The organism is Gemmobacter sp. LW-1, assembly GCF_001303875.1.
Lineage (GTDB): Bacteria > Pseudomonadota > Alphaproteobacteria > Rhodobacterales > Rhodobacteraceae > Gemmobacter > Gemmobacter caeni.
Genome location: NZ_LJSC01000060.1, coordinates 81,243 through 103,486 on the forward strand (window position 1 = coordinate 81,243; position 22,244 = coordinate 103,486).

At 65.1% G+C, this 22,244-nt stretch carries 20 protein-coding genes; 11 read left to right on the forward strand and 9 right to left on the reverse strand.

Annotated features, from left to right (window positions below):
* Positions 1-30 precede the first annotated feature (30 nt).
* The 4 genes from AO684_RS19175 to AO684_RS19190 are packed head-to-tail and all read right to left on the reverse strand — an operon-like array spanning position 31 to position 4,337.
* Positions 31-849: an enoyl-CoA hydratase family protein gene (locus tag AO684_RS19175; RefSeq protein ID WP_054304340.1), complete on the reverse strand. Its 819-nt coding sequence runs from the start codon at positions 847-849 to the stop codon at positions 31-33.
* Positions 846-1,307 carry a MarR family winged helix-turn-helix transcriptional regulator gene (locus AO684_RS19180; RefSeq protein ID WP_054304341.1) on the reverse strand — a complete coding sequence of 154 codons (462 nt, stop codon included), beginning with the start codon at positions 1,305-1,307 and terminating at the stop codon, positions 846-848. The genes AO684_RS19175 and AO684_RS19180 overlap by 4 nt, the downstream gene beginning before the upstream one ends.
* The gene (locus tag AO684_RS19185; protein WP_054304342.1) at positions 1,304-2,041 is read right to left on the reverse strand and encodes an SDR family NAD(P)-dependent oxidoreductase; all 738 of its coding nucleotides are present in this window, start codon (positions 2,039-2,041) and stop codon (positions 1,304-1,306) included. The genes AO684_RS19180 and AO684_RS19185 overlap by 4 nt, the downstream gene beginning before the upstream one ends.
* Positions 2,042-2,051: 10 nt before the next feature.
* Positions 2,052-4,337: a bifunctional salicylyl-CoA 5-hydroxylase/oxidoreductase gene (locus tag AO684_RS19190; protein ID WP_054304343.1), complete on the reverse strand. Its 2,286-nt coding sequence runs from the start codon at positions 4,335-4,337 to the stop codon at positions 2,052-2,054.
* 133 nt (positions 4,338-4,470) lie between these two features.
* Here AO684_RS19190 and AO684_RS19195 point away from each other — a divergent pair, with 133 nt between their 5' ends.
* From AO684_RS19195 to AO684_RS19235, 9 genes are all read left to right on the forward strand, one after another.
* Positions 4,471-5,583: a 3-hydroxyacyl-CoA dehydrogenase NAD-binding domain-containing protein gene (locus tag AO684_RS19195; protein WP_054304344.1), complete on the forward strand. Its 1,113-nt coding sequence runs from the start codon at positions 4,471-4,473 to the stop codon at positions 5,581-5,583.
* Positions 5,580-6,755, forward strand: coding sequence for an acetyl-CoA C-acyltransferase (locus AO684_RS19200; protein ID WP_054304345.1), 1,176 nt, complete (start codon positions 5,580-5,582; stop codon positions 6,753-6,755). Before AO684_RS19195 ends, AO684_RS19200 begins: the two co-directional genes overlap by 4 nt.
* Before the next feature lie 88 nt (positions 6,756-6,843).
* Complete coding sequence (locus AO684_RS19205; RefSeq protein WP_054304346.1) at positions 6,844-7,656, forward strand: flagellar motor protein MotB; 813 nt, start codon at positions 6,844-6,846, stop codon at positions 7,654-7,656.
* Between the two features lie 94 nt (positions 7,657-7,750).
* Positions 7,751-9,052 (forward strand): flagellar hook protein FlgE, encoded by a 1,302-nt coding sequence (locus AO684_RS19210; protein WP_054304347.1) that lies wholly within the window; start codon positions 7,751-7,753, stop codon positions 9,050-9,052.
* A gap of 6 nt (positions 9,053-9,058) precedes the next feature.
* Positions 9,059-10,486, forward strand: a complete 1,428-nt coding sequence (flgK, locus tag AO684_RS19215; RefSeq protein ID WP_054304348.1) for a flagellar hook-associated protein FlgK — start codon at positions 9,059-9,061, stop codon at positions 10,484-10,486.
* Entirely contained in the window at positions 10,487-11,491 is a 1,005-nt protein-coding gene (locus AO684_RS19220; RefSeq protein ID WP_082401125.1) for a flagellin, read from the forward strand.
* On the forward strand, positions 11,488-12,582 hold the full coding sequence (locus AO684_RS19225) for a flagellar basal body P-ring protein FlgI (RefSeq protein ID WP_082401127.1): 1,095 nt from the start codon (positions 11,488-11,490) through the stop codon (positions 12,580-12,582). Before AO684_RS19220 ends, AO684_RS19225 begins: the two co-directional genes overlap by 4 nt.
* 128 nt (positions 12,583-12,710) lie before the next feature.
* Positions 12,711-14,663 (forward strand): FAD-dependent oxidoreductase, encoded by a 1,953-nt coding sequence (locus AO684_RS19230; RefSeq protein ID WP_152968475.1) that lies wholly within the window; start codon positions 12,711-12,713, stop codon positions 14,661-14,663.
* Positions 14,664-14,763: 100 nt separating this feature from the next.
* Complete coding sequence (locus AO684_RS19235) at positions 14,764-15,072, forward strand: antibiotic ABC transporter (protein WP_152968476.1); 309 nt, start codon at positions 14,764-14,766, stop codon at positions 15,070-15,072.
* Between the two features lie 3 nt (positions 15,073-15,075).
* Here AO684_RS19235 and msrA read toward each other — a convergent pair whose 3' ends face one another.
* Positions 15,076-15,717 (reverse strand): peptide-methionine (S)-S-oxide reductase MsrA, encoded by a 642-nt coding sequence (msrA, locus tag AO684_RS19240; RefSeq protein WP_082401129.1) that lies wholly within the window; start codon positions 15,715-15,717, stop codon positions 15,076-15,078.
* Positions 15,718-15,848: 131 nt separating this feature from the next.
* Between msrA and AO684_RS19245 the strand changes: the two genes are divergently transcribed.
* Together AO684_RS19245 and AO684_RS19250 are read left to right on the forward strand one after the other, a co-directional pair.
* Positions 15,849-16,748: a D-amino acid aminotransferase gene (locus AO684_RS19245; protein ID WP_054304352.1), complete on the forward strand. Its 900-nt coding sequence runs from the start codon at positions 15,849-15,851 to the stop codon at positions 16,746-16,748.
* Between the two features lie 11 nt (positions 16,749-16,759).
* Positions 16,760-17,482, forward strand: a complete 723-nt coding sequence (locus tag AO684_RS19250; protein ID WP_235451322.1) for an HAD family hydrolase — start codon at positions 16,760-16,762, stop codon at positions 17,480-17,482.
* Here AO684_RS19250 and urtE read toward each other — a convergent pair whose 3' ends face one another.
* From urtE to urtB, 4 genes are all read right to left on the reverse strand, one after another.
* The gene (gene urtE / locus AO684_RS19255; RefSeq protein WP_054304353.1) at positions 17,483-18,178 is read right to left on the reverse strand and encodes an urea ABC transporter ATP-binding subunit UrtE; all 696 of its coding nucleotides are present in this window, start codon (positions 18,176-18,178) and stop codon (positions 17,483-17,485) included.
* Positions 18,179-18,180: 2 nt separating this feature from the next.
* Entirely contained in the window at positions 18,181-18,945 is a 765-nt protein-coding gene (gene urtD / locus AO684_RS19260; RefSeq protein ID WP_054304354.1) for an urea ABC transporter ATP-binding protein UrtD, read from the reverse strand.
* Positions 18,942-20,165, reverse strand: a complete 1,224-nt coding sequence (gene urtC, locus AO684_RS19265; protein WP_054304355.1) for an urea ABC transporter permease subunit UrtC — start codon at positions 20,163-20,165, stop codon at positions 18,942-18,944. Before urtC ends, urtD begins: the two co-directional genes overlap by 4 nt.
* A 102-nt stretch (positions 20,166-20,267) precedes the next feature.
* The gene (gene urtB / locus AO684_RS19270) at positions 20,268-22,205 is read right to left on the reverse strand and encodes an urea ABC transporter permease subunit UrtB (protein ID WP_054304356.1); all 1,938 of its coding nucleotides are present in this window, start codon (positions 22,203-22,205) and stop codon (positions 20,268-20,270) included.
* Positions 22,206-22,244: the final 39 nt, after the last annotated feature.

Genomic DNA, 22,244 nt, shown 5'->3' on the forward strand with positions numbered 1-22,244 from the left:
GTCCGGGGGTGTGAAACCCCCGGTCCGCACTCAATCGCCCTGAAACACCGGCTTTTCCTTCGCGACGAAGGCGTGATAGGCGCGCTCGAAATCGCGGGTCTGCATACAGATCGCCTGCGCCTGCGCCTCGGCCTCGATGGCCTGCTCCAGCCCCATGTTCCATTCCTGGTTCAGCTGGGTCTTGGTGATGCCATGGGCAAAGGTCGGCCCGGCGGCGATGCGGGTGGCGAGCTTCTGCGCCTCGGCCTCCAGCGACTCGGCGCCATGCAGGGCGTTCCAGAAGCCCCAGGCGGCGCCTTCCTCGGCATTCATCACCCGGCCGGTATACAGCAGTTCTGCCGCGCGACCCTGCCCGATGATACGGGGCAGCATGGCGCAGGCGCCCATATCGCAGCCCGCCAGACCGACTCGGGTGAACAGGAAAGCACACTTCGCCTCGGCCGTGGCGATCCGAAGATCCGAGGCCATGGCGATGATCGCGCCAGCCCCCACGCAGATGCCATCTACCGCCGAAATGATCGGCTTGCCGCAGCCGATCATCGCCTTGACCAGATCGCCGGTCATGCGGGTGAAGGCCAGCAACTGCTTCATGTCCATGCCGACCAGCGGGCCGATGATATCATGCACATCGCCGCCGGAACAGAAATTGCCGCCGTTCGAGGCAAAGACCACCACATCCACATCGGTCGCATAAACCAGCTTGCGGAACGTATCGCGCAGCTCTGCGTAGCTGTCGAAGGTCAGCGGGTTCTTGCGGTCAGGGCGGTTCAGCCGAACCGTCGCAATGCGGTCCTTTACCTCCCACAGAAAATGTTCGGGCTTCAGCCCCGCCAGTTCCAGCTCGGTCATGCCGTCTCTCCCCTCTGCCCCGCGCGCTTCAGGATTTCTGTCAGCGCATCGAGGTCGTCTTCGGTGAGGCTGGCGAACAGCTTGTTCACCTCGCCCTCGTGATCTGTTGCCAGTTGCTCGAACTGGCGCAGGCCCTCTTCGGTGAGGGCCACATAAACGGTGCGCCGGTCGGTGGCGCTTTGCGTGCGTTTCGCCAGCCCGTCCTTTTCCAGCCGGTCCACCACCGCCGTTGCATTGCCGTTCGACACCAGCAGCATGCGGCTCAACTCGCTCATGGTGACACCCTCGCGGCGGCGCCAGAGTGCAGCCATCACGTCAAAGCGTGGCAGCGTGGTGTCATGATTTACCCGCAGAAATTCGCGCAGGTGGTTTTCGGCGGCCCTTGTCACACCCAGGAGGCGGATCCAGCTTTTCAGACGGCGTTTCGACAGGGGATCGGGCTTCGCAGGGTCGGTCATGTCTCTCCTCCGGCAATCGCAATTGCCTGACCGTTTATCCCCTCGGAACCGTTTGCACAGAGCCAAAGTGCCGCGGCGGTCACTTCGGCGGGCTGAATCAGCCGTTTTTGCGGGTTTGTCGCCTCCAGCGAGGAACGCGCCGCCGCCGCATCCATCCCGGTCTTGTCCATGATATTGGCGACCGAGCGCTCGGTCATCTCGGTATCCAGAAAACCGGGGCAAAGCGCGTTCACCGTCACCGGCTTCCTTGCCACTTCCAGCGCGAGGCTGCGGGTCAGGCCGACCACCCCGTGCTTCGCCGCCGCATAAGGCGCGACATAGGCGTACCCCTTCAGCCCGGCGGTCGAGGCGACGGCGATCAGCCGCCCCCAGCCTTTCATCTGACCAAGGCCCGCACGGAAGGTCAGGAACACGCCGGTCAGGTTGACCGCCATCATGGCATTCCATTGCGCCAGCGTCGTGCGCCCCAGGGGCGCGCTTTCGGCGGCGCCCGCATTGGCGATGACAATGTCGCAGGGACCGGCAGCGGCAAACATCGCCGCAACCGACTCCTCATCCGTCACATCGGCCGTCACCGCGCGGGCACCGACCCGCGCGGCCACATCTTCCAGCGGGGCAAGGCGGCGCCCGGCGATCACCACTTCGGCGCCCGCCGCCGCGAAGCCGCGCGCAAGGTCGGCCCCCACGCCAGTGCCGCCGCCGGTGATCAGAACGCGCTTGCCCTCGATGCTCATACCCGTCTCCTCAGACCCGGATGGTTTCCTGCTGGCGCTCGCGCAGGCGATACAGCAGATCGCGCCCGCCCTTGTAGGGCGCCGGCCATTCGGCGGCGGTATCGCCCTGCTCGACCGCAGCATGCAGCGTCCAGTAGGGGTTCGCCAGATGCATCCGCGCCAGACAGACCAGATCGGCCCGACCCGCCATGAGGATGCCGTTCACCTGATCCCAGTCCGAGATATTGCCGACGGTCATGGTGGGCATGCCCGCCTCGTTGCGGATGCGGTCCGAGAACGGGGTCTGGAACATCCGGCCATAGACCGGCTTTTCCGCCGGGTCGGTCTGACCCGAGGAGACGTCGATGATGTCGGCCCCCGCCGCACGGAACATGCGGGCGATTTCCAGCGCCTCGGTCGGTGTCACGCCGCCGTCGATCCAGTCATGAGCACTGATCCGCACCGACATCGGCTTGCCGGCAGGCCAGACCGCGCGCATCGCCTCGAACACTTCCAGCGGATAGCGCATGCGGTTTTCAAGGCTGCCGCCGTAGTCATCCTCGCGCTTGTTGGTCACAGGGCTGATGAAGGTGGCCAGAAGATAGCCATGCGCCGCGTGCATCTCGATCATGTCGACGCCTGCGCGGTCGGCCATCTGAGCCGAGGCCACGAACTGCGCCTTCACCTCGTCCATATCGGCACGGGTCATGGCGCGGGGGGTCTGGTTCTCGGGGCGGTAGGGGATGGCCGAGGCGGCGATGATCTCCCAGTTGCCCGAGGGCAGCGGCTTGTCGATCCCGCCATCCCACGGCACGCAGGTCGAAGCCTTGCGCCCGGCATGGCCGATCTGGATGCACAGCTTCGCCGTGGTTTCGGCATGGATGAAATCGGCCAGTCGCTTCCACGCCGCCTCGTGTTCCGGCTTGTAAAGACCGGGGCAGCCAGGGGTGATGCGGCCCGAGGCCGAGACGCAGGTCATCTCGGTATAGATCAGCGCAGCACCACCCTTGGCGCGTTCGGCGTAATGGGTGAAGTGCCAGTCGGTCGGGCAGCCATCCACAGCTTTGTATTGCGCCATGGGCGACATCACGATGCGGTTCTTCAGCGTCATGTTCCGCAACGTGAAGGGCGCGAACATCGGGCGGCGGCCTTTTTCGCCCCCCGCCTGCTCCTGGAACCAGTCTTCAGCCGAGGCCAGCCATTTCGGATCGCGCAGGCGCAGATTTTCGTGGCTGATGCGCTGACTGCGGGTCAGCAGCGAATAGGCGAACTGGGTCGGGTGCATGTCGAGGTAACGCTCGACCTCCTCGAACCATTCAAGGCTGTTGCGCGCCGCCGATTGCAGGCGCAGTACCTCGACGCGGCGTTCGTCCTGATAGCGGGCAAAGGCGCGTTCCAGCGTCGGTTCGCTGTGCAGGTATTCGGCCAGCGCAATCGCACTGTCGAAGGCCAGACGCGAGCCGGAGCCGATCGAGAAATGCCCGGTCGCCGCCGCATCGCCCATCAGCACGACGTTTTCGTGATACCACTTTTCGCAGATCACGCGCGGGAACTGCATCCACACCGCCGAGCCGCGCAGGTGATTGGCGTTCGACATCAATTCGTGTCCGCCCAGATGGGCGGCAAAGATCTGGCGGCAGGTCTCGATGATCTCTTCCTTGCTCATCGTCTCGAAACCCCATTTATCCCAGGTCTCGGGCAGGGTTTCGACGATGAAGGTCGCGGTCTTGTCGTCAAACTGGTAGACATGCGCCCAGACCCAGCCATGCTTCGTCTTCTCGAAGATGAAGGTGAAAGCGTCGTCAAATTTCTGATGCGTGCCCAGCCAGATGAACTTGCATTTGCGCACGTCGATATCAGGCTTGAACTCGGCCTGATATTCCCGCCGCACAACGGAATTGATGCCGTCGCAGCCGACGACGATGTCATATTCCTTGCGATATTCCTCGGCTGCCTTGAACTCGGTCTCGAACTGCATGTCCACGCCCAGCTCGCGCGCCCGTTCCTGCAACAGAACCAGCATCGCCTTGCGGCCGATCCCGGCGAACCCGTGCCCGCCCGAGACGGTGCGCACGCCGTTATGGATCGTGGCGATATCATCCCAATAGGCAAAGTTCGACCGGATCGCCTCGGTCGATTTGGGGTCGTTCTTCTGCATCCGGCCCAGCGCGTCATCCGACAGCACAACACCCCAGCCGAAGGTATCGTTGGCCTTGTTGCGTTCAAGCACCGTCACCTGATGCGACGGGTCGCGCAGCTTCATCGAGATGGCGAAATAGAGACCGGCCGGGCCGCCCCCAAGGCAGAGCACTTTCATCGTAAACCTCCCGCGGTTTTCGCGTTCCTTGCAATCATGCTGCCACCGTCGCGCCGTTATTTCAAGCTTGAAATTTCTGACTTGAAATCTTTTTGCCAAAGGCTCAGCATGGGATCAAAGCAGGAGGGCGAGAATGGCAGTGATCGGAGTTGTCGGTCTGGGCGTCATGGGGCTTGGTATCGCGCAGGTTTACGCCACGACGGGCCACGAAGTGCGCGTGACAGATGCCTGGGCGCCCGCGCGCGAAAGCGCCATGCAGCGCCTGCGCGACGGACTGGCGCCGCGCGTCGCCTCGGGCAAGATGCCCGCGGCAGAGATGGAGGCGCTGCTGGACCGGATCACGGTCTGCGATATGGCCGACCTCGCCCCCTGTGCGCTGATCATCGAGGCGATTGCCGAAAAGATTGACGCCAAGCAGACGCTTTTCGCAGAAGTTGAACGGATTTCCGACGCGGTCCTGGCTACCAACACCTCGTCGCTGTCCGTGGGGGCGATTGCGGTTGGCCTGACCGATCCGGGCCGTCTGGTCGGGCTGCATTTCTTCAACCCCGCGCCGGTGATGAAGCTGGTGGAGTTCATCACCCTGCCCGGCACCACGCCCGGCGCAGCCGAAACCGCCCGCCGGTTGACCGAAGCGACCGGCAAGACCGTTATCCCCTGCGCTGACACGCCCGGCTTCATCGTCAACCGCTGCGCCCGGCCCTATTACGGCGAGGCGCTGGCCCTGCTGGACGAAGGTCGCAGCGCAGGCGAGATTGACGCGGCCATGGTCGCGGCAGGCTATCGGCTGGGGCCGTTCCAGCTGATCGACCTTGTAGGGGCCGACATCAATCTTGCCGCCACCGAAAGCTTGCTGGCCGCGATGGGGGAAAGCCCGCGTTATCAAGTGTTCCCCGCGCTGCGTGCGCAGGTGGAAAGCGGCCATCTTGGCCGCAAGACGGGTCGGGGATTCCTCCACCCCGACCCGCTCCCGCCTGCCCCTGCCGATGCGGCGGCGATTGTCCTGCGGATTGAGGCGATGCTGGCCAACGAGGCCGCGACACTGCTGGCCGAAGGCGGCACCGATATGGCGGGCATCGACACTGCGCTGAAACTGGGGCTGAACTTCCCGCGCGGCCCGTTTGAAAGCGCGCGTGTCCATGGCCTGTCCGCGATCCGGGCCGAACTCGCCCGCCTGCGCGCCGCCGCGCCCGACGCGCTGAAACCCCGCTATGACGCATCCCCCGCGCTGGAGGCCCTTGCATGACCGCCGTTTATCTCTGCTCCGGCAAACGCACACCCATCGGCCGCTACGCTGGCAGCCTGTCGGCGGTGCGGCCCGACGATCTGGCGGCCCATGCCATCACCGCCGCGCTGGCGGGGCGTGACCTGCCGGTGGACGAGGTGATCCTCGGCTGCGCCAATCAGGCGGGCGAGGACAATCGCAACGTCGCGCGTATGGCTGTCCTGCTGTCCGGCCTGCCCGAAAGCGTGCCGGGCGTCACTGTGAACAGGTTGTGCGCCTCGGGGCTGGATGCTGTCATCCTCGGCGCCCGTTCCATCGCCACCGGCGCCGCTGATCTGGTGATCGCGGGCGGCGTCGAAAGCATGAGCCGCGCGCCCTTCGTCATGCCCAAGGCGGACAGCGCGTTTTCGCGCTCGAATGCGGTTTATGACACGACGATCGGCTGGCGCTTTATCCACAAGCGCATGGCGGCGGAATTCGGCGTCGAGTCGATGCCCGAGACCGCAGAGAATGTGGCCGCCGATTTCGGTGTGTCCCGCGACGATCAGGACGCTTTCGCCCTGCGCAGCCAAAGCCGCTACGATGCCGCATGGCATGCAGGCGACATCGCGCCGGTCACCATTCCGGGCCGCAAGGGCGATACGGTGGTCGCCGGGGATGAACACCCCCGTGCGACGACGCTGGAGAAGCTCGCCGCCTTGCCCACGCCCTTCCGCCAGGGGGGCAGCGTGACGGCAGGTAATGCCTCGGGCGTGAATGACGGCGCCTGTGCGCTGCTGCTGGCCTCGGAAGCGGCGGTGAAAGCGCATGGCCTGACCCCGCTGGCCCGAATCGGTGCCGCCGCCAGCGCAGGCGTCGCGCCGCGTATCATGGGCATCGGCCCGGTTGCAGCCGTTGAACGCATCACCGCCCGCACCGGCCTGCGCCCCTCCGATTGCGACGTGATCGAGCTGAACGAGGCCTTCGCCGCGCAGGCGCTCGCCTGCCTGCGGCAATGGGGTCTGCCCGACGATGCGCCGCAGGTGAACCGCTACGGCGGGGCCATCGCCATGGGGCATCCCCTTGGCATGTCCGGCGCACGCATTGCCCTTTCCGCCGCACGGCAACTGGCGGAAACCGGCGGTAAGACCGCGCTGGCCACGCTCTGCGTCGGTGTCGGTCAGGGCGTGGCACTGGTGCTGCACGGGGTCTGAGCCGGAATATCCCGCGCCTTTTATCCTTTAACCGCCGGTTCACCCCGCCGGGCTAGTCTGGGCATGGGTGTAAAAGGATGGGTGTGTGATGGCCGGCAAGAATTCTGCCGCGCCAGTCATCATCAAACGGAAAAAGATCGTCGGGGGCGATGGTCACCACGGGGGGGCGTGGAAAGTCGCCTATGCCGATTTCGTGACCGCCATGATGGCGTTTTTCCTGCTGATGTGGCTGCTGGGCGCGACGACTGAAGAACAGCGCAAGGGTGTGGCGGATTACTTCGCCCCGACCGCCTCAATCTCGCCTTCAGGGGGTGGGGTCGACGTATTGGGGGGAGATTCTCCCTTTTCGCAAAACGCGCGTGCGCGCTCTGGCACCGGATTGGCGGGCGGACGCTCGCCTTCGGAAACCGGCGAGGGCGGGGCGGGTGAACTGCATGAAATCAAGACCGAGATCGACAAGCATCTGACCGCGTTCAGCGGCGAAAGCATGACGATGCAGCGCGCCTTGCGCCATGTCGTCACCCGCGTCACCGACGAAGGTCTGGTGATCGAGATTTTCGATCTGGACCACGCCGCCCTTTTCGCCCCCGATTCTGCCAGGCCAGAGCCGGTTCTGCGCGAGATTGCGACGATGCTGGCAGAGGTTCTGGACATCACCAGCAACGAACTCGCGGTGAATGGCCATGTCCGCTCTTATCCCATGGCTTTGGCACGCAATCCGATGTGGGAGCTTTCGGCCGCCCGCGCCGATGCCCTGCGCGGATTGCTGCAATCCGCCGGTGTGCCCGCCTCGCGATTGCGGCGCATCACCGGCCACGCCGACCGCAAGCCGGTGACCGCCGATCCCATGGCAAACCGGAACAACCGGGTTGAGGTGGTTCTGTTGCGGCGGGACAGATAGCAAAGTCGCCTGTGCCGCATTAGGGCAATGTTAAGCGCGAGAGCGCAGGGTCTTTCTGCAAGTGGAATCGACACGCAGAAAGGTGCCCTCTCCGATGACCATTTCCTCTGCCCTGAATGCCGGGGTGGCCGGGCTGAACGCGAATGCCAGCCGCCTGGCCTCCATTTCCGACAACATCGCCAATTCCGGCACCTATGGCTATAAACGCGCTTGGACGGAGTTTGAGTCGCTCGTGCTCAGCGGGGCGCAAAACGCGGGCAGCTATTCTGCCGGTGGCGTTCGGGCGAATGCCTCGCGACTGATCGACGAACGCGGGTCGCTGGTTTCTACCGCAAGCGCGCTGGATCTCGCGGTATCCGGGCGGGGGATGCTGCCCGTAATGCGGTCCGTGAACATGGGCGGCAGTCAGGGCGAGCTGCTGATGACGACAACGGGCGCATTCCGCCCCGATGAAAACGGTGTGCTACGCACCGCCTCGGGCCTCGTGCTGCTGGGCTGGCCCGCCAATGCCGACGGCACAATTCCGGTGATGCCACGCGATGCCATGTCGGGCCTCTCTCCGGTGGTGGTCAACACCAACCAGCAGGCGGGCGACCCGACGACCGCCGTGCGACTTGGCGTGAACCTGCCCGCCACAGCAACTGACGAAAGCGCCCCGGGCGATCCGCTGCCGCTTTCGGTGGAATATTTCGGCAATCTCGGCACCTCGGAATCGCTGGACATCACCTTCACCCCGACGCCGGGCACCGGCGGGCGCTCCAACCAATGGACCATGACGATCACCGATTCCGCGCAAGACGGCGCGGTGATCGGGGAATATACGCTCACCTTCGACGACAGCCGCGCCAATGGCGGCACACTGGCCTCGGTCAGCGCTGTTTCGGGTGGCGCATATGACCCCGCGACCGGCGCAATCAATCTGACGGTCGCGGGCGGGCCGCTGGAACTGAGCATCGGCAAGCTCGGGGATGCGACGGGGCTGACCCAGCTTTCCGACAATTTCGCGCCGACCTCCATCGTCAAGAACGGCTCGCCCGTCGGCAATTTGATGGAGGTGGAGGTCGATCAGAACGGCATGCTGCGGGCCACCTATGACACGGGCTTTACCCGCACGCTGTACCAGATCCCGCTGGTTGACGTGCCCAATCTGAACGGCCTGACCTCCTACAACGACCAGACCTACGGCATTTCGCCCGATTCCGGGTCGTTCTTCCTCTGGGATGCAGGGGACGGGCCGACCGGCTCGGTCGCGGGCTACGCGCGGGAAGGGTCGACCACCGATGTCGCCGGGGAATTGACCAACCTGATCCAGACCCAGCGCGCCTATTCGTCCAATGCCAAGGTGATTCAGACCGTGGACGAAATGTTGCAGGAAACCACCAATATCAAACGGTAACCCGCCATGAGCCTTTCCTCCGCCATGAATGCGACCCTTTCGGGTCTGACCGTCAGCGCCCGGATGGCCGAGCTGGTTTCCTCCAATGTCGCCAACGCAATGACCCCCGGCTACGTTCGCCGTACGGCAGAACTTGCAGCGCGCGAAACCGGGGGCCAGGGGGTACGGCTTGTCGCCATCCTGCGCACCGCAGACATGCATCTTCTGAGCGAACGCCGCATGGCACAAGCGGGGGAAGCAGGGGCAGCTGCGCGAGCAGCCTTTCTGGCCGTGGCCGAACACGCCGTGGGAACCGCCGATACGTCAAGCTCACTGTCGGCCCGCGTCAATGCGCTCGACAGCGCCCTGCTGGCCGCGGCGGGCAGGCCGGATTCTGATGTGCGGCTTGGCGCAGTTGTCGATGCCGCCGCAGCCTTGACCAACCATCTCGGGGCCGCCAGCGCCACAATCCAGACAGCCCGCGCCACCGCTGATTCACGCATTGCATCCCAGGTCGGGAGGCTGAACGATGCCCTGGCGCAAATCGCCGATCTGAACACGCGCATCCAGATCGGCAGCATTGCCGGGCAGGACACGTCCGCATTGCTGGACCTGCGCCAGCAGCAGATCGATTCCGTTGCAGAAATCCTGCCCATCCGCGAAGTGGCGCGCGCCGATGGCGCAGTTGCGCTGTTCACACCGGGCGGGGCATCCTTGCTGGAAGGATCCCCCTCCGTTTTCGGCTTCACGCCGCATCCGGTGGTGACCGCCGACATGACGCAGGAAAATGGCGCACTTTCCGGGCTGACGCTGAACGGACGGGCCATCGCGACGGGTCCCGGCAGTTTCATTGATGGCGGCGGTCTGGCGGCGCAATTCGCCATCCGCGATGAAAGCGCCCCCGCCGCGCAGGCAAGCCTTGACGGGCTGGCCCGCGACCTGATCGAGCGGTTTTCGGGGCTGGATGACAGTCTGCCCCCCGACGCCCCTGGCCTGTTCACCGATGCGCAGGCCGGTTTCTCCGGGGAGGAGACAGGGTTGGCAACGCGCCTGGCGGTGAATGCAGCGCTGGACGGGGCAACGTGGCGGCTGCGCGATGGGCTCGGCGCACCCTCCCCGGGTCCGGCCGGCGATGCCACGAGGCTCAACGCACTTCATGCTGCGATGACGGCCGCGCTCCCGGCCAGTTCGCCCGCGCTGCCATCGGGCGCCCGCAGTCTTGCAACCCGCGTGTCGGACCTGACATCCGACGCTGCGGCGGCGCGCCTGTCCGCCGACTCTGCGCAAAGCTTCGCAGCCGCCCGCGCCAGCGCCCTGCAAGAGCAGGAACTGGCTGGCGGTGTGGACACCGATCAGGAAATGCAATCGCTTCTGACCATCGAAAACACCTGGTCGGCCAATGCGCGCGTCCTTCAGGTGCTGGATGATCTTCTGGCCCGGCTGATGGAGATATAGATGAGCCTCGTATCCTTGGGCGACATGGCACAAAGCTTCATGTTGCGGCGTCACATGGGGCAGGTGAAGGCGGATCTGGCCCTGCACACGCAGGAAATGACCACCGGCCTTACCACCGATATTGCCAGGCGAACCGACGGCGATCTGGGGCCATTGAACGCGATCTCGGCCTCCCTTGCCCGGCTGGAGACCCTCGCCTCGGTGACATCCGAGATGCAGCTCTGGTCCGGCGCCATGCAATCGGCGCTGGAGGCCATCGACAACCGGGCCATCGAACTGGGGCCACAGCTGTTGTCCGCCGCCTCTGCCCGGCAACCTGCGACATTCGCAGCGGTGAGCGGGGAGGGAGAGGCAGCCTTCCTTGCGGCGGTCGGGTATCTGAACACCTCGCTCGACGGACGGGCGTTGTTCGGCGGCGTGGCGACGGATCATTCGCCCCTGCCCGATAGCGCCAGCCTGCTGAATCAGGTTGCAGAAGTCGCGCAAGGTGCCACGTCGGTGGCTGACCTGCGTGACCGGCTCGACACCTGGTTCGGCCCCGGCGGCGGCTTTGAAACCGCAGCCTGGCGTGGCGGTGCCGCGCTGGAGCCTGTGACCATCGCACAGGGAGAAACGGCCCGGCTGACACCGACCGCCTTGTCCGACGGGATACGGGACACGCTGAAGGGGCTGGCACTTGCCGCACTCGCAGGTCGCGATCTGCCAGGACCGGGTATAGAAGACAAGGCCGCCATGCTGGCCGCCGCAGGTGACACGCTGATTGGCAGCAGCGGGGCACGGGCTGCGCTGTCCGCCGACCTCGGCATCACCGAGCAGCGGATTGCCGATGCGCAAACCCGGAATGCGGCGGAAATGACGGCCCTGAAATTCGCGGAAAGCCAGATCAGGGCAGCCGATCCCTTCGAGGCTGCAAGCCGCGTGCAGGAGGCCGAAACGCAGCTCCAGCTCATCTATACACTCACGGCCCGCCTTTCCGGCCTCAGCCTTGCGGATTACCTTGGATGATACGGCTCCTGCTATTGCTGATCCTGCTAGCCTCGCCACTTCATGCCGCACCGATCCGCATCAAGGATCTGGTCGAGTTTGACGGGGTGCGCGGCAACGATCTGGTGGGCTATGGCCTTGTCGTCGGGCTGAACGGCACCGGCGACGGCATCCGAAATGCCCCCTTTACCGAAGAAATCATGGCCAATCTTCTGGAGCGGCTGGGCGTCAACGTTACGGGCGAGGAGTTTCGCCCCAAGAATGTTGCCGCCGTTTTCGTGACAGCCTCCCTGCCACCCTTCGCGCGTTCGGGCGGGCGCATTGACGTGACCGTTTCGGCCATCGGGGATGCCAAAAGCCTGCTGGGCGGCACATTGATCATGACGCCGCTGAATGGGGCCGACGGCGAGATCTACGCCGTGGCGCAGGGCACGATCATCGCCGGGGGTGTTGCTGCCGAGGGGCAGGCGGCGCGGGTCGTGCAGGGCGTGCCGACCGCCGGGGTCATCCCCTCGGGCGCAAGGGTCGAACGCGAGGTAGAATTCGATTTCACCTCGATCAGTGCGATCCGGCTGGCCCTGCGGCAGCCGGATTTCACCACGGCGGCGCGGATTGAAAGCGTCATCAACCGCGAATTCGGCCGGACCGTCGCCGTGATGACAGATGCGGGTACGGTCGCACTTGATCTGGAGCGCACGCGCATGGACTCGCCCGCGCATGTGATCGGCAGGCTGGAGAACCTGCTGGTGCAACCCGAAACCCGCGCCCGGGTAATCGTCGATCAGCGATCGGGCACCATTGTCATGGGGGCGGATGTGCGCATCAGCAGCGTCGCGGTGGCGCAGGGCAACCTGACCCTGACGGTCGAGGAGGCGCCGGTTGTGGTGCAGCCCAACCCTTTCAGCCAGGGGGAAACCGTGGTGGTGCCCCGAAGCCAGGCATCCGTGACCAAGGCGCCGGGCACGGGCCTTGCCGAACTGACCGAGGGCACCAGCCTGTCATCCGTCGTTTCGGGACTGAACGCTTTGGGCGTGGCGCCGCATGACATGATCGACATTCTGAAAAGCATCAACGCGGCCGGGGCCCTCCATGCCGAGTTCATCGTACAGTAACCGGGCTGTCCCTGACTCAACTTGCAGAAGAGACGAGCGCCCCGCAAATCTTTTCCCTGATGTCGGGGGCGGACTTGCCCGGCGACGAACGCTCGCCGATGCTGACCCCGACACAGCCGGAGTCCGCCATGTTCGCCAAACTCTTCTCCCCCGTTCGCATCGGCACCATTGAGCTGGCAAACCGGATCGTTTCCACCGGGCACGATACGGTGATGGCCGAAGAGGGTCATGTCACCGAACGCCTGATCGCCTATCATCAGGCGCGGGCCGAAGGCGGGGCGGGGTTGATCGTGGTGCAGGTTTCGGGCGTGCATGAGACCGCGCGATACACCTCGCATATGCTGATGGCGACATCGGATGACGCGATTCCGGGATATACCCGGCTGGCGCAGGCGGTGCAGGCGCATGGCACGCGAATTTTCGGGCAGTTGTTCCACCCCGGCCGCGAGATCATGGAAACCGATGATGGCACCGCCGCGATCGCCTATGCCCCTTCGGCCGTGCCCAATTCGCGCTTTCGGGTTATGCCGATCCCCCTGAGCCTCAGCCTGATTTCCGAGATCGTGCAGGGTTATGCCGACAGCGCGGCAAGATTGCAGCGCGCGGGGTTCGACGGGTGTGAAATCGTCGCCTCGCACGGGTATCTTCCGGCGCAGTTCCTTAACCCCGCGGTCAATCTGCGGGACGATGACTACGGCGGTCCGCTGGCGAACCGGATGCGGTTTCTGGTCGAGATCGCCGCGGCGATCCGCCACGCCACCGGGCCGGATTTCGCGATCAGCCTGCGGCTGAGTGGCGACGAGCGCGATGTCGAGGCGCTTGATCAGTCCGAAACCGTCGCGGTCTGTCGGCGCCTTGATACGGCGGGCCTGGTCGATTGCTTCCATGTTACGGCGGGCAATTCGGCCTCGCTGTCGGGGGCCATCCACATCGTGCCGCCGATGTTCTATGCGGCGGGCTATACCGCGCCGCTGGCGGCGCAGGTGAAGGCAGCCGTCGGGCGCCCGGTGATCGTGACGGGTCGCATCAACCAGCCGCAGGAGGCCGAGGCCATCCTTGCCGCAGGTCACGCCGATCTGTGCGGCATGACCCGCGCGATGATCTGCGACCCGGAGATGCCTGCCAAGGCACGGGCAGGCGCGCCGGATCGCATCCGGGCATGCATCGGCTGCAATCAGGCCTGCATCGGGCATTTCCACCGGGGCTATCCGATCTCCTGTATCCAGTTCCCGGAAAGCGGGCGGGAAACCACGCTGGCCCCCCGCAAGACCCGGACCGCGACGCCCCGGCGCATCCTGATCGCAGGTGCCGGTCCTGCCGGGCTCAAGGCTGCGGCCGTGCTGGCGGCGCGCGGCCATGCGGTCACACTCTGCGAGGCCGGGCCGCAGGCGGGTGGGCAGGCCCTTCTGGCGCAGCTTCTGCCGGGCCGGGCAGAGTTTGGCGGCATTGTCACCAATCTTCTGCGAGAGGTACGCGAGGCAGGCGTGACCCTGCGGCTGAATACCCCCGTCACGGCAGAACTGGTGGCAGCGGAGGCGCCCGACCGGGTGATCCTCGCCACCGGCGCCCGCCCGCGCGCGCCTGCCATCGAGACCGAGGGCGCGCATGTGCTTGACGCCTGGGCCGTGCTCCGTGGCGAGGGCAATCCGGGTAGCCGCGTGGCGATCGCGGACTGGCGCGGCGACTGGATCGGGATGGGGCTGGCGGAAAAGCTCGCCCGGGACGGCAGTTCGGTACGTCTGTTTGTTGAAGGCATCGCGCCCGGCGAAACCCTGCCCTTCTATGTGCGCGATGAAATGGCCGCGCGTCTGCATCGCCTGCGGGTTGAAATCCGGCCCTATGCCCGCCTGTTCGGGGCGGATTCGGACAGTGTTTATTTCACGCATTCCGCCAGCGGCGATGCCATCGTGGCAGAGGCGGTGGACACGCTGGTGCTGGCGCAGGGCCATGACAGCAACCGTGATCTGGCCGCGGCGCTCGCCGGTTGGCCGGGCCGGGTCGAGATCATCGGTGACGCGCTGACCCCGCGCAGCGCCGAGGATGCGGTGCTGGAGGGGCTGAAATGCGGTATCCAGGATTAAGACTTTCGTGCAATTAACCTAGCGTAATGCTTGCACCCGGATCGCATGCAGTCATTCTGATGTGACGGCTTGCGGAAAGCCGCGCAACCGGAGGCCGATGATGTTCTTTACCCCGGAAGAGGCGACGCTGCTGTCGATGGAAACCGGCCTCATGCTGGCCGAGGCGCAGATGGTTGTTGCCATGCGGTTTTGGGGAATGGCTGGCCTGTGGAATGTGACCTCGGACGAGCCCGTGCGCATGGTGCAGGAAAAGGCCGAAGCGGCGCTGCAATCGCTGGCCGCCGCCGGGCAGGCGCTGATGGGCGGGCAAGGCGCCGGTCAGGTGGCCATGGCTGCGCTTGCGCCAGTGCGCGACCGGACCCGCGACAACGTGCAACGGCTGGGCACTCAGGGCCTGCGCACCGTCTGACCCTCAGGGCCGGAAGGCCATCTGGCCCCACAACGCCTTCACCCGCTCATCACGGCCACAGGCCTTGCGATAGAATTTGTAGGCATTTTTCTTCTGCTTCGGTCCGGCGCGCGTCAGCACGATGTCGGACGAGCGATAGTAATCCTGATGATATTCCTCGGCTGGCCAGAACTTCCCGGCTTTGAGGACCGGCGTCACGATCTCCTGCCCAAGCGCGGCCTGAGCCTCGGCCACCGCCTGCTCCGCCGCCGCCTTCTGCGCCGCGCCCCGCGCGAAAATCGCTGTGCGATAGCTGTCGCCCCGGTCGCAGAACTGCCCGCCCGCGTCGGTGACATCAACCGACCGCAGGAACAGCGCAATCAGGTCGTGATAGCTGATGACGCTGTTGTCAAAGGTGATCTCGGCCGCCTCGTAATGGCCGGTACCCCCGGCAGAGACCTGCTTGTAACTCGGGTTCTGCACCTTGCCGCCGCTATAACCCGACACCACGGATTTCACGCCTTTGACGCCTTCGAAATCGGCTTCGACGCACCAGAAACAGCCCCCGGCGACCAGCGCCTTTTCCTCCGCCGCGCGGGCCACTCCCACCGCCGCACCGCCGGTCAGGGCCACGGCCAGCACCAGAATTGCATAGATCCGCCGCATCGCACCCTCCTGTTGCATCCCGCAACAGGCTCGCCCCAACCACACCCCGGCACAACACAAGCCTGCGTGAGCGTCGCATCTTGAACCCCGCCCGGTGCGGCCCTAGCGTGGGCCGCGAACAGGAGGGCGCCATGACCGAACACGTTTCCACCCACCAGGCGGAAGAGGACGCCCGCAACGAAAACCTGATGCTGTTCCTGAATGGCCGGATCGTGCCCAAGGCCGAAGCACTGGTTTCAGTGTACGATTCCGGCTTCATGATGGGCGACGGCGTATGGGAAGGGATGCGGCTTTACGAGGGCCGCTGGGCCTTTCTGGACGAGCACCTTGACCGGCTGTTCGAGGCGGCGAAGGCTATCGACCTTGATATCAGGATGACCGCAGCCGAACTGGAACAGGCGCTGCGCGACACCCAGGCAGCGAATGGCATGACCACCGACGCTCATGCGCGGCTGATGGTGACGCGCGGGGTGAAGACCCGCCCCTTCCAGCATCCGCAGCTGTCGCAGCAGGGGCCGACCGTCACCATCATCATGGAGCACTCGCGCCCGAAAATCCCGCGCCCGATCACGCTGGCCACCGTGCCGCATCTGCGCGGGCTGCCGATGACGCAGGATCCGAAGCTGAACTCGCATTCCAAGCTGAACTGCATTCTTGCCTGTATCGCGGCGCAGAAGGCCGGCGCGGACGAGGCGCTGATGCTGGACGTGCATGGCTTTGTGAACACGACCAATGCCTGCAACTTCTTCATCGTGAAGAAGGGCGAGGTTTGGACCTCAACAGGTGATTACTGCATGAACGGCATCACCCGCCGCAAGGTGATCGACCTGTGCCGCGCCAATGGCATCCCGGTGTTCGAGCGGAATTTCAGCCTCGTCGACACCTATTCGGCGGATGAGGCCTTCCTGACCGGCACTTTCGGCGCGCAAACCCCGGTCGGCAGCATCGACGGGCGGCAGATCGGCAGCGGCAAGATGGGGCCGATGACGGAACGCCTGCGCGGCCTTTACAAGCAACTCGTGCTGGCATGACGGTCAGCACCATGAAAATCGCGATGTGGAGCGGCCCGCGCAATCTGTCGACCGCCATGATGTATGCCTTCGCCGCGCGTGGTGATTGCGCGGTGTGGGATGAACCCTTCTATGCCGCCTATCTGGCCGCGACCGGCATAGACCATCCGATGTCGGCCGAGGTGATCGCGGCGGGCGAGGCCGATCCGGCAAAGGTCGCCGCTGCCTGTCCGGGGCCAAACCCTGACGGAAAGCCGCTGTGGTATCAGAAGCATATGACGCTTCATATGATCCCCGGCTTTGATCGGGGCTTTCTGCGCGGGCTGACCAATGTGTTCCTGATCCGGCATCCGGCGCGGGTGGTGGCAAGCTATTCCAGGAAGCGCGAAAGCCCGACGCTGGCCGACATCGGCTTTGTCCAGCAAGGGGAACTGTTTGATCAGGTGGCTGACTTGACCGGCGCGGCGCCGGTGGTGGTGGACAGCGAGGATATCCGCGCCAACCCGGCTGTCAGCCTGCATGCCCTTTGTGCGGCCCTGGACATTCCGTTCACCGAAAGCATGCTGCGCTGGCCTGCGGGGCCGAAGCCCTTTGACGGGGCATGGGCGCCGCATTGGTATAATGCAGTCCATGCCTCCACCGGCTTTGATGCCCCGGAAGGCCCGCTGCCCGACCTTGCGCCCGAATATGCGGGGCTGGTCGAGGCCGCGCTGCCACATTACGACCGGCTGCGCCAATACGCGCTGGGGGCGTAATCAGATGCTCAGCGCGGCTTGCAGCGCCTCGCGCGTCAGGCCCTCTTTCGGATGCGACAGGTTCACCGCGCCGCGTTTGAGCACATAGAACTGGTCGCCCAGATCGAAGGCAAAATCGAAATACTGTTCGACCAGAATGATGGCCATATTGCCCTTGGCCTTCAGATATTCGATCACGCGGCCGATCTGCTGGATGATATTGGGCTGGATGCCCTCGGTCGGTTCGTCCAGCAACAGCACCTTGGGACGCATGATCATCGCCCGCGCGATGGCAAGCTGTTGCTGCTGCCCGCCCGACAGATCGCCGCCGCGCCTGTGGCCCATATCCTTCAGCACCGGGAACAGGTCATAGATTTCGTCGGGCACCTTGTGATCGGCCTTCGGCAGCAGCGAAAAGCCGGTTTCGAGGTTCTCGCGCACAGTCAGCAGCGGAAAGATCATCCGCCCCTGCGGAACCACCGCCAGTCCGCGCCGCGCCATATGTTGCGCGGGCAGGACCGGCAGCACCTCGCCATCCAGCGTAAGCCTGCCACCGGAGCGCGGATGCGTTCCGGCCAGCGCCTTCAGAAGCGAGGTCTTGCCTACGCCATTGGTGCCCATGACGCAGGTCACCACACCAGCCTTCGCCTCAAGGTCGATGCCGTTCAGGATCTGGCTGCCGCCGTAATGCAGGGTCAGCCCTTCGGTTGTCAGCATGTTCAGCGCCCCAGATAGACTTCGATGACTTGCGGATTCTTGGTGACGTGATCTAGGCTGCCCTCGGCCAAAACCGAGCCTTCGTGCAGCACCGTGACCTTGCAGTTCAGCCGCCGGATGAACTCCATGTCATGCTCCACCACGACGACGGCGCGGGTTTTCGCCAGTTCGACCAGCAGCGCGGTGGTCTGCTCGCGCTCCAGAAAGCTCATCCCCGCCGCAGGTTCATCGACCAGCAGCAGGCGTGGTTCCTGTGCCAGCAGCATGGCGATTTCCAGCCATTGCTTCTGGCCATGGGACAGCTCGCCCGCCTTGCGGGACAGGTGATCGGCAAGGCCCACCTGTGCTGCAAGCTCCGCCACGCGGACACGGTCTTTCGCCGTTTCGCGCCAGAACAGCACCCGCCAGGGCGTGCGCGCCGCCTTCAGCGCCAACATCAGGTTTTCGGAAACGCTCTGATCCTCGAACACCGTGGGGCGCTGGAACTTGCGGCCGACGCCTGCGCACGCGATCTGCGCCTCGGACATCCGCAGCAATGAGCGGGGCACCTCCCCGAAGACAACCGTGCCTTCGTCCGGCCGGGTCTTGCCGGTCACGATGTCCATGAAGGTGGTCTTGCCCGCGCCATTCGGGCCGATCACTGCGCGCAGTTCCTGCGGGCCGATGGCGAAGGACAGATTGTTGATGGCGCGGAAGCCGTCGAAGGTGACCGAGACGCCGGAAACCTCCAGCAGCGAGGTCGTGCGGGCGGGGGCAATGGTGGTCATGCGTCGGCCTCCTTCTCGCGCAGCGCGCCGTCATCGGGGCCAAGCTGGGCGCCATGGCGGCGCGGGCTGGGCAGCCGGTCGAACAGCCCACCGATCCCGCGTGGCGCGAACAGCGTCACCAGCACGAAGGCCAGGCCGAGAAGCACCGTCCACCAGTCCACCCAGTTGATTGTGTAGAACCCGAGCGGAATGGCGGGCGCCATGCCCCCGGTGAACCACGAGGACAACAACGAGACGAAGGCCGCCCCGATCACCGCCCCATAAAGCCGTCCGCGCCCGCCAATGGCGACCCAGACGGCGAGGTAGATCGAGGCGATGGGCGCAAGCTCGGCCGGGTTGATAATGCCCGCCTGCGGGTAATAGAAAGCACCCGCCACGGCGGCGACCATGGCGGTCAGGGTAAAGACAAACAGCTTGTACCCCTCGACCGGGTAGCCAAGGAAACGCAGCCGCTGTTCATCGTCGCGGATCGCGCGCAGGGCACTGCCGAACTTGCCCGAGGTGACCCAGGCCAGCAACAGATACCCTGCCGCCAGCAACAGGGCCGAGGCGAGGAAGAACAGGATCGACAGCGTGGATTGTGGCACATCGGCGAGGCCAGGCAGATTTTGCAGCCCTGAAAGCCCGTTATTGCCGCGCAGCCCGCTGTCGTTCTGGAACAGGTAAAGCGCCAGCGCCAGCGTCATGGCCTGCGTCAGGATCGACAGGTACACCCCGTTCACCCGCGCCCGGAACGCCAGCCAGCCGAAGATCAGCGCCAGAACGCCCGGCACGATCAATACCAATGGCAATTGCAGGAAGGCGCTGTGGGCGAAGCTCCAGACCACGGGCAGGTCAGAGCCGCCGACCACGCCGAAGATCTGTGTGGCAACCCCCTGCGCCACCTCTTCGGGCGTGGGCGGGATGGGCGATCCGGCCAGCGCCTGCACCACGATCTCCTCGGTGCGGGCATACATCAGCCACATGCCGGTCATGTAGCCGCCAAGGGCGAAGAAGGCCATGTGGCCCAGCGACAGGATGCCGGTGTATCCCCAGATCAGATCCATCGCCAGGGCGACGAGGCAGAGACATAAGGTCTTGCCCAGCACCTTGACGAAGGCGGTGGGGATGAGGCCGATGCCAAAGCCCTCGACCAGAACGGTGACGCCAAGGGTGAACAGCGCCAGCACCAGCAGGAACCACAGGGTCGAGGGGTTGCGGGCAAGGAATGTCCGGGTCATTGCGGGGCCTCCGGCGTTGCGGCGGGGGTTTCACACCCCCGCGCCCCCGTGGGATATTTGGGCCAAGATGAAGGGAAGGACAGCGGCGGTCTGAACATCGGCTCAATCTCCTGCCGCGCGGCCCTTGAGGGCGATGATGCCGCGAGGGCGGAACTGGATGAACAGGATGATGAACAGGATCATGTAGGTCTGCGCCGCCAGCGTGTTCGAGGGGTTCAGCCACTCGATCACCTTCTGGAAGCCGCCGATCATGGCGGCGCCCGCCAGCGCCCCCCAGATATTGCCGACCCCACCCACCACGACTGTCATGAAGCTTTGCACGATATAATCCGAGCCAAGCTCCGAGGTGACCTTGGCGAAAAGCCCGATGGCGACGCCCGCGATCCCGGCGATGCCCGAGCCGATCCCGAAGGTCAGCATGTTGATGCGGTCGGGGTCGATGCCCATGCTGGCGGCCATGGCCGGGTTCTGCGTCACGGCGCGCACCTCCAGCCCCAGCCGGGTGCGTTTCATCAGCCAGAGGAAGAAGCCGAGGAACAGCAGCGCCAGCAGGAAGATGGCGACCCGGATATAGCTGATCGAGATGATGTCGTTGAAGCTGAGCGCACCGTCCAGCCAGGCAGGCGCGGTCAGCGGCCGGGCCTGAGTGCCGAAGATGTTCTTGGCGATCTGTTGCAGCGCGATGGAGATGCCGAAGGTCGCAAGCAGCGTCTCCAGCGGACGTTTGTAGAGGTGACGGATCACCAGCCGTTCCATCGCCACGCCCGCCGCGAAGGTCACCGCGAAGGCCAGCGGAAGCGCGACAAGGATCGAGACGGTGTAATTCGGGATCATCTGTTGCACGACATAGCCGGTATAGGCGCCCATCATGATGAACTCGCCATGGGCCATGTTGATCACCCGCATCACACCGAAGGTGATGGCAAGACCGATGGCGGCAAGGAAGTAGATCGAGGCAAGCGAGAGGGCATCAAGCCCCAGATCGGCGGCCGTCATCAAGCCCACGCGGGTTTCGATACTGGCAAGAGTCCGTCGGGCCGCATCGGTGACGGCCGGGTCGGGTTCTGCATATTGATCGTAGAACACATGCGCCTCCAGCGCGGCAGCGACCTCGGCATCAGTAGCGGCGGCAGGCACCTGGCCCGATTGCTCCAGCGCCTCATAGGCCGCGTCACGACGCTGCTGGCTGGCCAGTTCGGCCAGCGGCACGCCACCGACAGCCCCGTTTTCCACATGGGCGGCCAGCGCGGCCTTCTGATCGGCCAGCGTAAGGCGCGCGGGGGCGAAGCCAGCGCCGACCAGCAGGTCATAGGCGGCCTCGCGCGGGATGTCCTTGCCCGGTGTCAGGGTAGCCGCGATGTTCACGCCCTGCGGTAGCGCCACGGCGACCTTGCGGCTGGTGACCAGCAGCGGGTTCAGCGCGGCGCGCACGTCCAGTGCGGTATCGCCTGCAAGGCTTTCGATGGCGACGACGCGGGTCGCACTGTCGTCTCCGAATTGCAGGGTCAGGAAAGTGGCGAGGTGTTCCTTCCGGGCTTTCAGCCCCGGGTCGGCCTCATCCTCGATCGAAGCACGCAAGGGCGCGAGCTGCGCCTTGGCAGGCGAGCGGGCGATGGCGTCCAGCGCACGGGTGCGCTGCGCCGGATCGGGGTCGGTCAGGGTGAACTGCACCAGCGCCGCACCGATCAGTTCGCGCACACCGGCATTGGGTTTGAGGTCGGTAATGTCCGATGTCGGCGCGGTTCCGGCGGCAGTTCCGTCCAGTCCGGTCAGCGCCCAGCCCTCCGGCGCCTTTTCCAGCAGGAAGAACGCGCCATCGGCCTTGCGCACCCCCAACTTGCGGTCGGCCCAGGCCTGCAACAGCGCCGCCGCCGCCGGATCGCCGGTCGAGGCGATGGCGTCGATCACCGGACCGATGGTCTGGCGCGAGGGTTTCTCGATCTGGGCGCGCGATGCCTCCACCACTTCGGGCAGGGTCTGCGCAAGGGCAGGCAAGGCAAGACAGACCGCCATGGCAAGCGGCAGCAGGAAACGGAACATTCCAACCCCTTCGATAGGGCGAGGGGCGCCATGGCCCCC

What these genes read in the sequence shown, in the direction of transcription:
- AO684_RS19190 (WP_054304343.1), bottom strand. Translation starts at nt 4,337, where the DNA reads ATGAAAGTGCTCTGCCTTGGGGGCGGCCCGGCCGGTCTCTATTTCGCC.
- urtD (WP_054304354.1), bottom strand. Translation starts at nt 18,945, where the DNA reads ATGACCACCATTGCCCCCGCCCGCACGACCTCGCTGCTGGAGGTTTCC.
- urtC (WP_054304355.1), bottom strand. Translation starts at nt 20,165, where the DNA reads ATGACCCGGACATTCCTTGCCCGCAACCCCTCGACCCTGTGGTTCCTG.
- AO684_RS19185 (WP_054304342.1), bottom strand. Translation starts at nt 2,041, where the DNA reads ATGAGCATCGAGGGCAAGCGCGTTCTGATCACCGGCGGCGGCACTGGC.
- AO684_RS19250 (WP_235451322.1), top strand. Translation starts at nt 16,760, where the DNA reads ATGAAAATCGCGATGTGGAGCGGCCCGCGCAATCTGTCGACCGCCATG.
- AO684_RS19210 (WP_054304347.1), top strand. Translation starts at nt 7,751, where the DNA reads ATGACCATTTCCTCTGCCCTGAATGCCGGGGTGGCCGGGCTGAACGCG.
- AO684_RS19220 (WP_082401125.1), top strand. Translation starts at nt 10,487, where the DNA reads ATGAGCCTCGTATCCTTGGGCGACATGGCACAAAGCTTCATGTTGCGG.
- urtB (WP_054304356.1), bottom strand. Translation starts at nt 22,205, where the DNA reads ATGTTCCGTTTCCTGCTGCCGCTTGCCATGGCGGTCTGTCTTGCCTTG.
- AO684_RS19175 (WP_054304340.1), bottom strand. Translation starts at nt 849, where the DNA reads ATGACCGAGCTGGAACTGGCGGGGCTGAAGCCCGAACATTTTCTGTGG.
- AO684_RS19200 (WP_054304345.1), top strand. Translation starts at nt 5,580, where the DNA reads ATGACCGCCGTTTATCTCTGCTCCGGCAAACGCACACCCATCGGCCGC.
- AO684_RS19245 (WP_054304352.1), top strand. Translation starts at nt 15,849, where the DNA reads ATGACCGAACACGTTTCCACCCACCAGGCGGAAGAGGACGCCCGCAAC.
- msrA (WP_082401129.1), bottom strand. Translation starts at nt 15,717, where the DNA reads ATGCGGCGGATCTATGCAATTCTGGTGCTGGCCGTGGCCCTGACCGGC.
- AO684_RS19225 (WP_082401127.1), top strand. Translation starts at nt 11,488, where the DNA reads ATGATACGGCTCCTGCTATTGCTGATCCTGCTAGCCTCGCCACTTCAT.
- AO684_RS19180 (WP_054304341.1), bottom strand. Translation starts at nt 1,307, where the DNA reads ATGACCGACCCTGCGAAGCCCGATCCCCTGTCGAAACGCCGTCTGAAA.
- AO684_RS19205 (WP_054304346.1), top strand. Translation starts at nt 6,844, where the DNA reads ATGGCCGGCAAGAATTCTGCCGCGCCAGTCATCATCAAACGGAAAAAG.
- AO684_RS19195 (WP_054304344.1), top strand. Translation starts at nt 4,471, where the DNA reads ATGGCAGTGATCGGAGTTGTCGGTCTGGGCGTCATGGGGCTTGGTATC.
- AO684_RS19235 (WP_152968476.1), top strand. Translation starts at nt 14,764, where the DNA reads ATGTTCTTTACCCCGGAAGAGGCGACGCTGCTGTCGATGGAAACCGGC.
- AO684_RS19230 (WP_152968475.1), top strand. Translation starts at nt 12,711, where the DNA reads ATGTTCGCCAAACTCTTCTCCCCCGTTCGCATCGGCACCATTGAGCTG.
- urtE (WP_054304353.1), bottom strand. Translation starts at nt 18,178, where the DNA reads ATGCTGACAACCGAAGGGCTGACCCTGCATTACGGCGGCAGCCAGATC.
- flgK (WP_054304348.1), top strand. Translation starts at nt 9,059, where the DNA reads ATGAGCCTTTCCTCCGCCATGAATGCGACCCTTTCGGGTCTGACCGTC.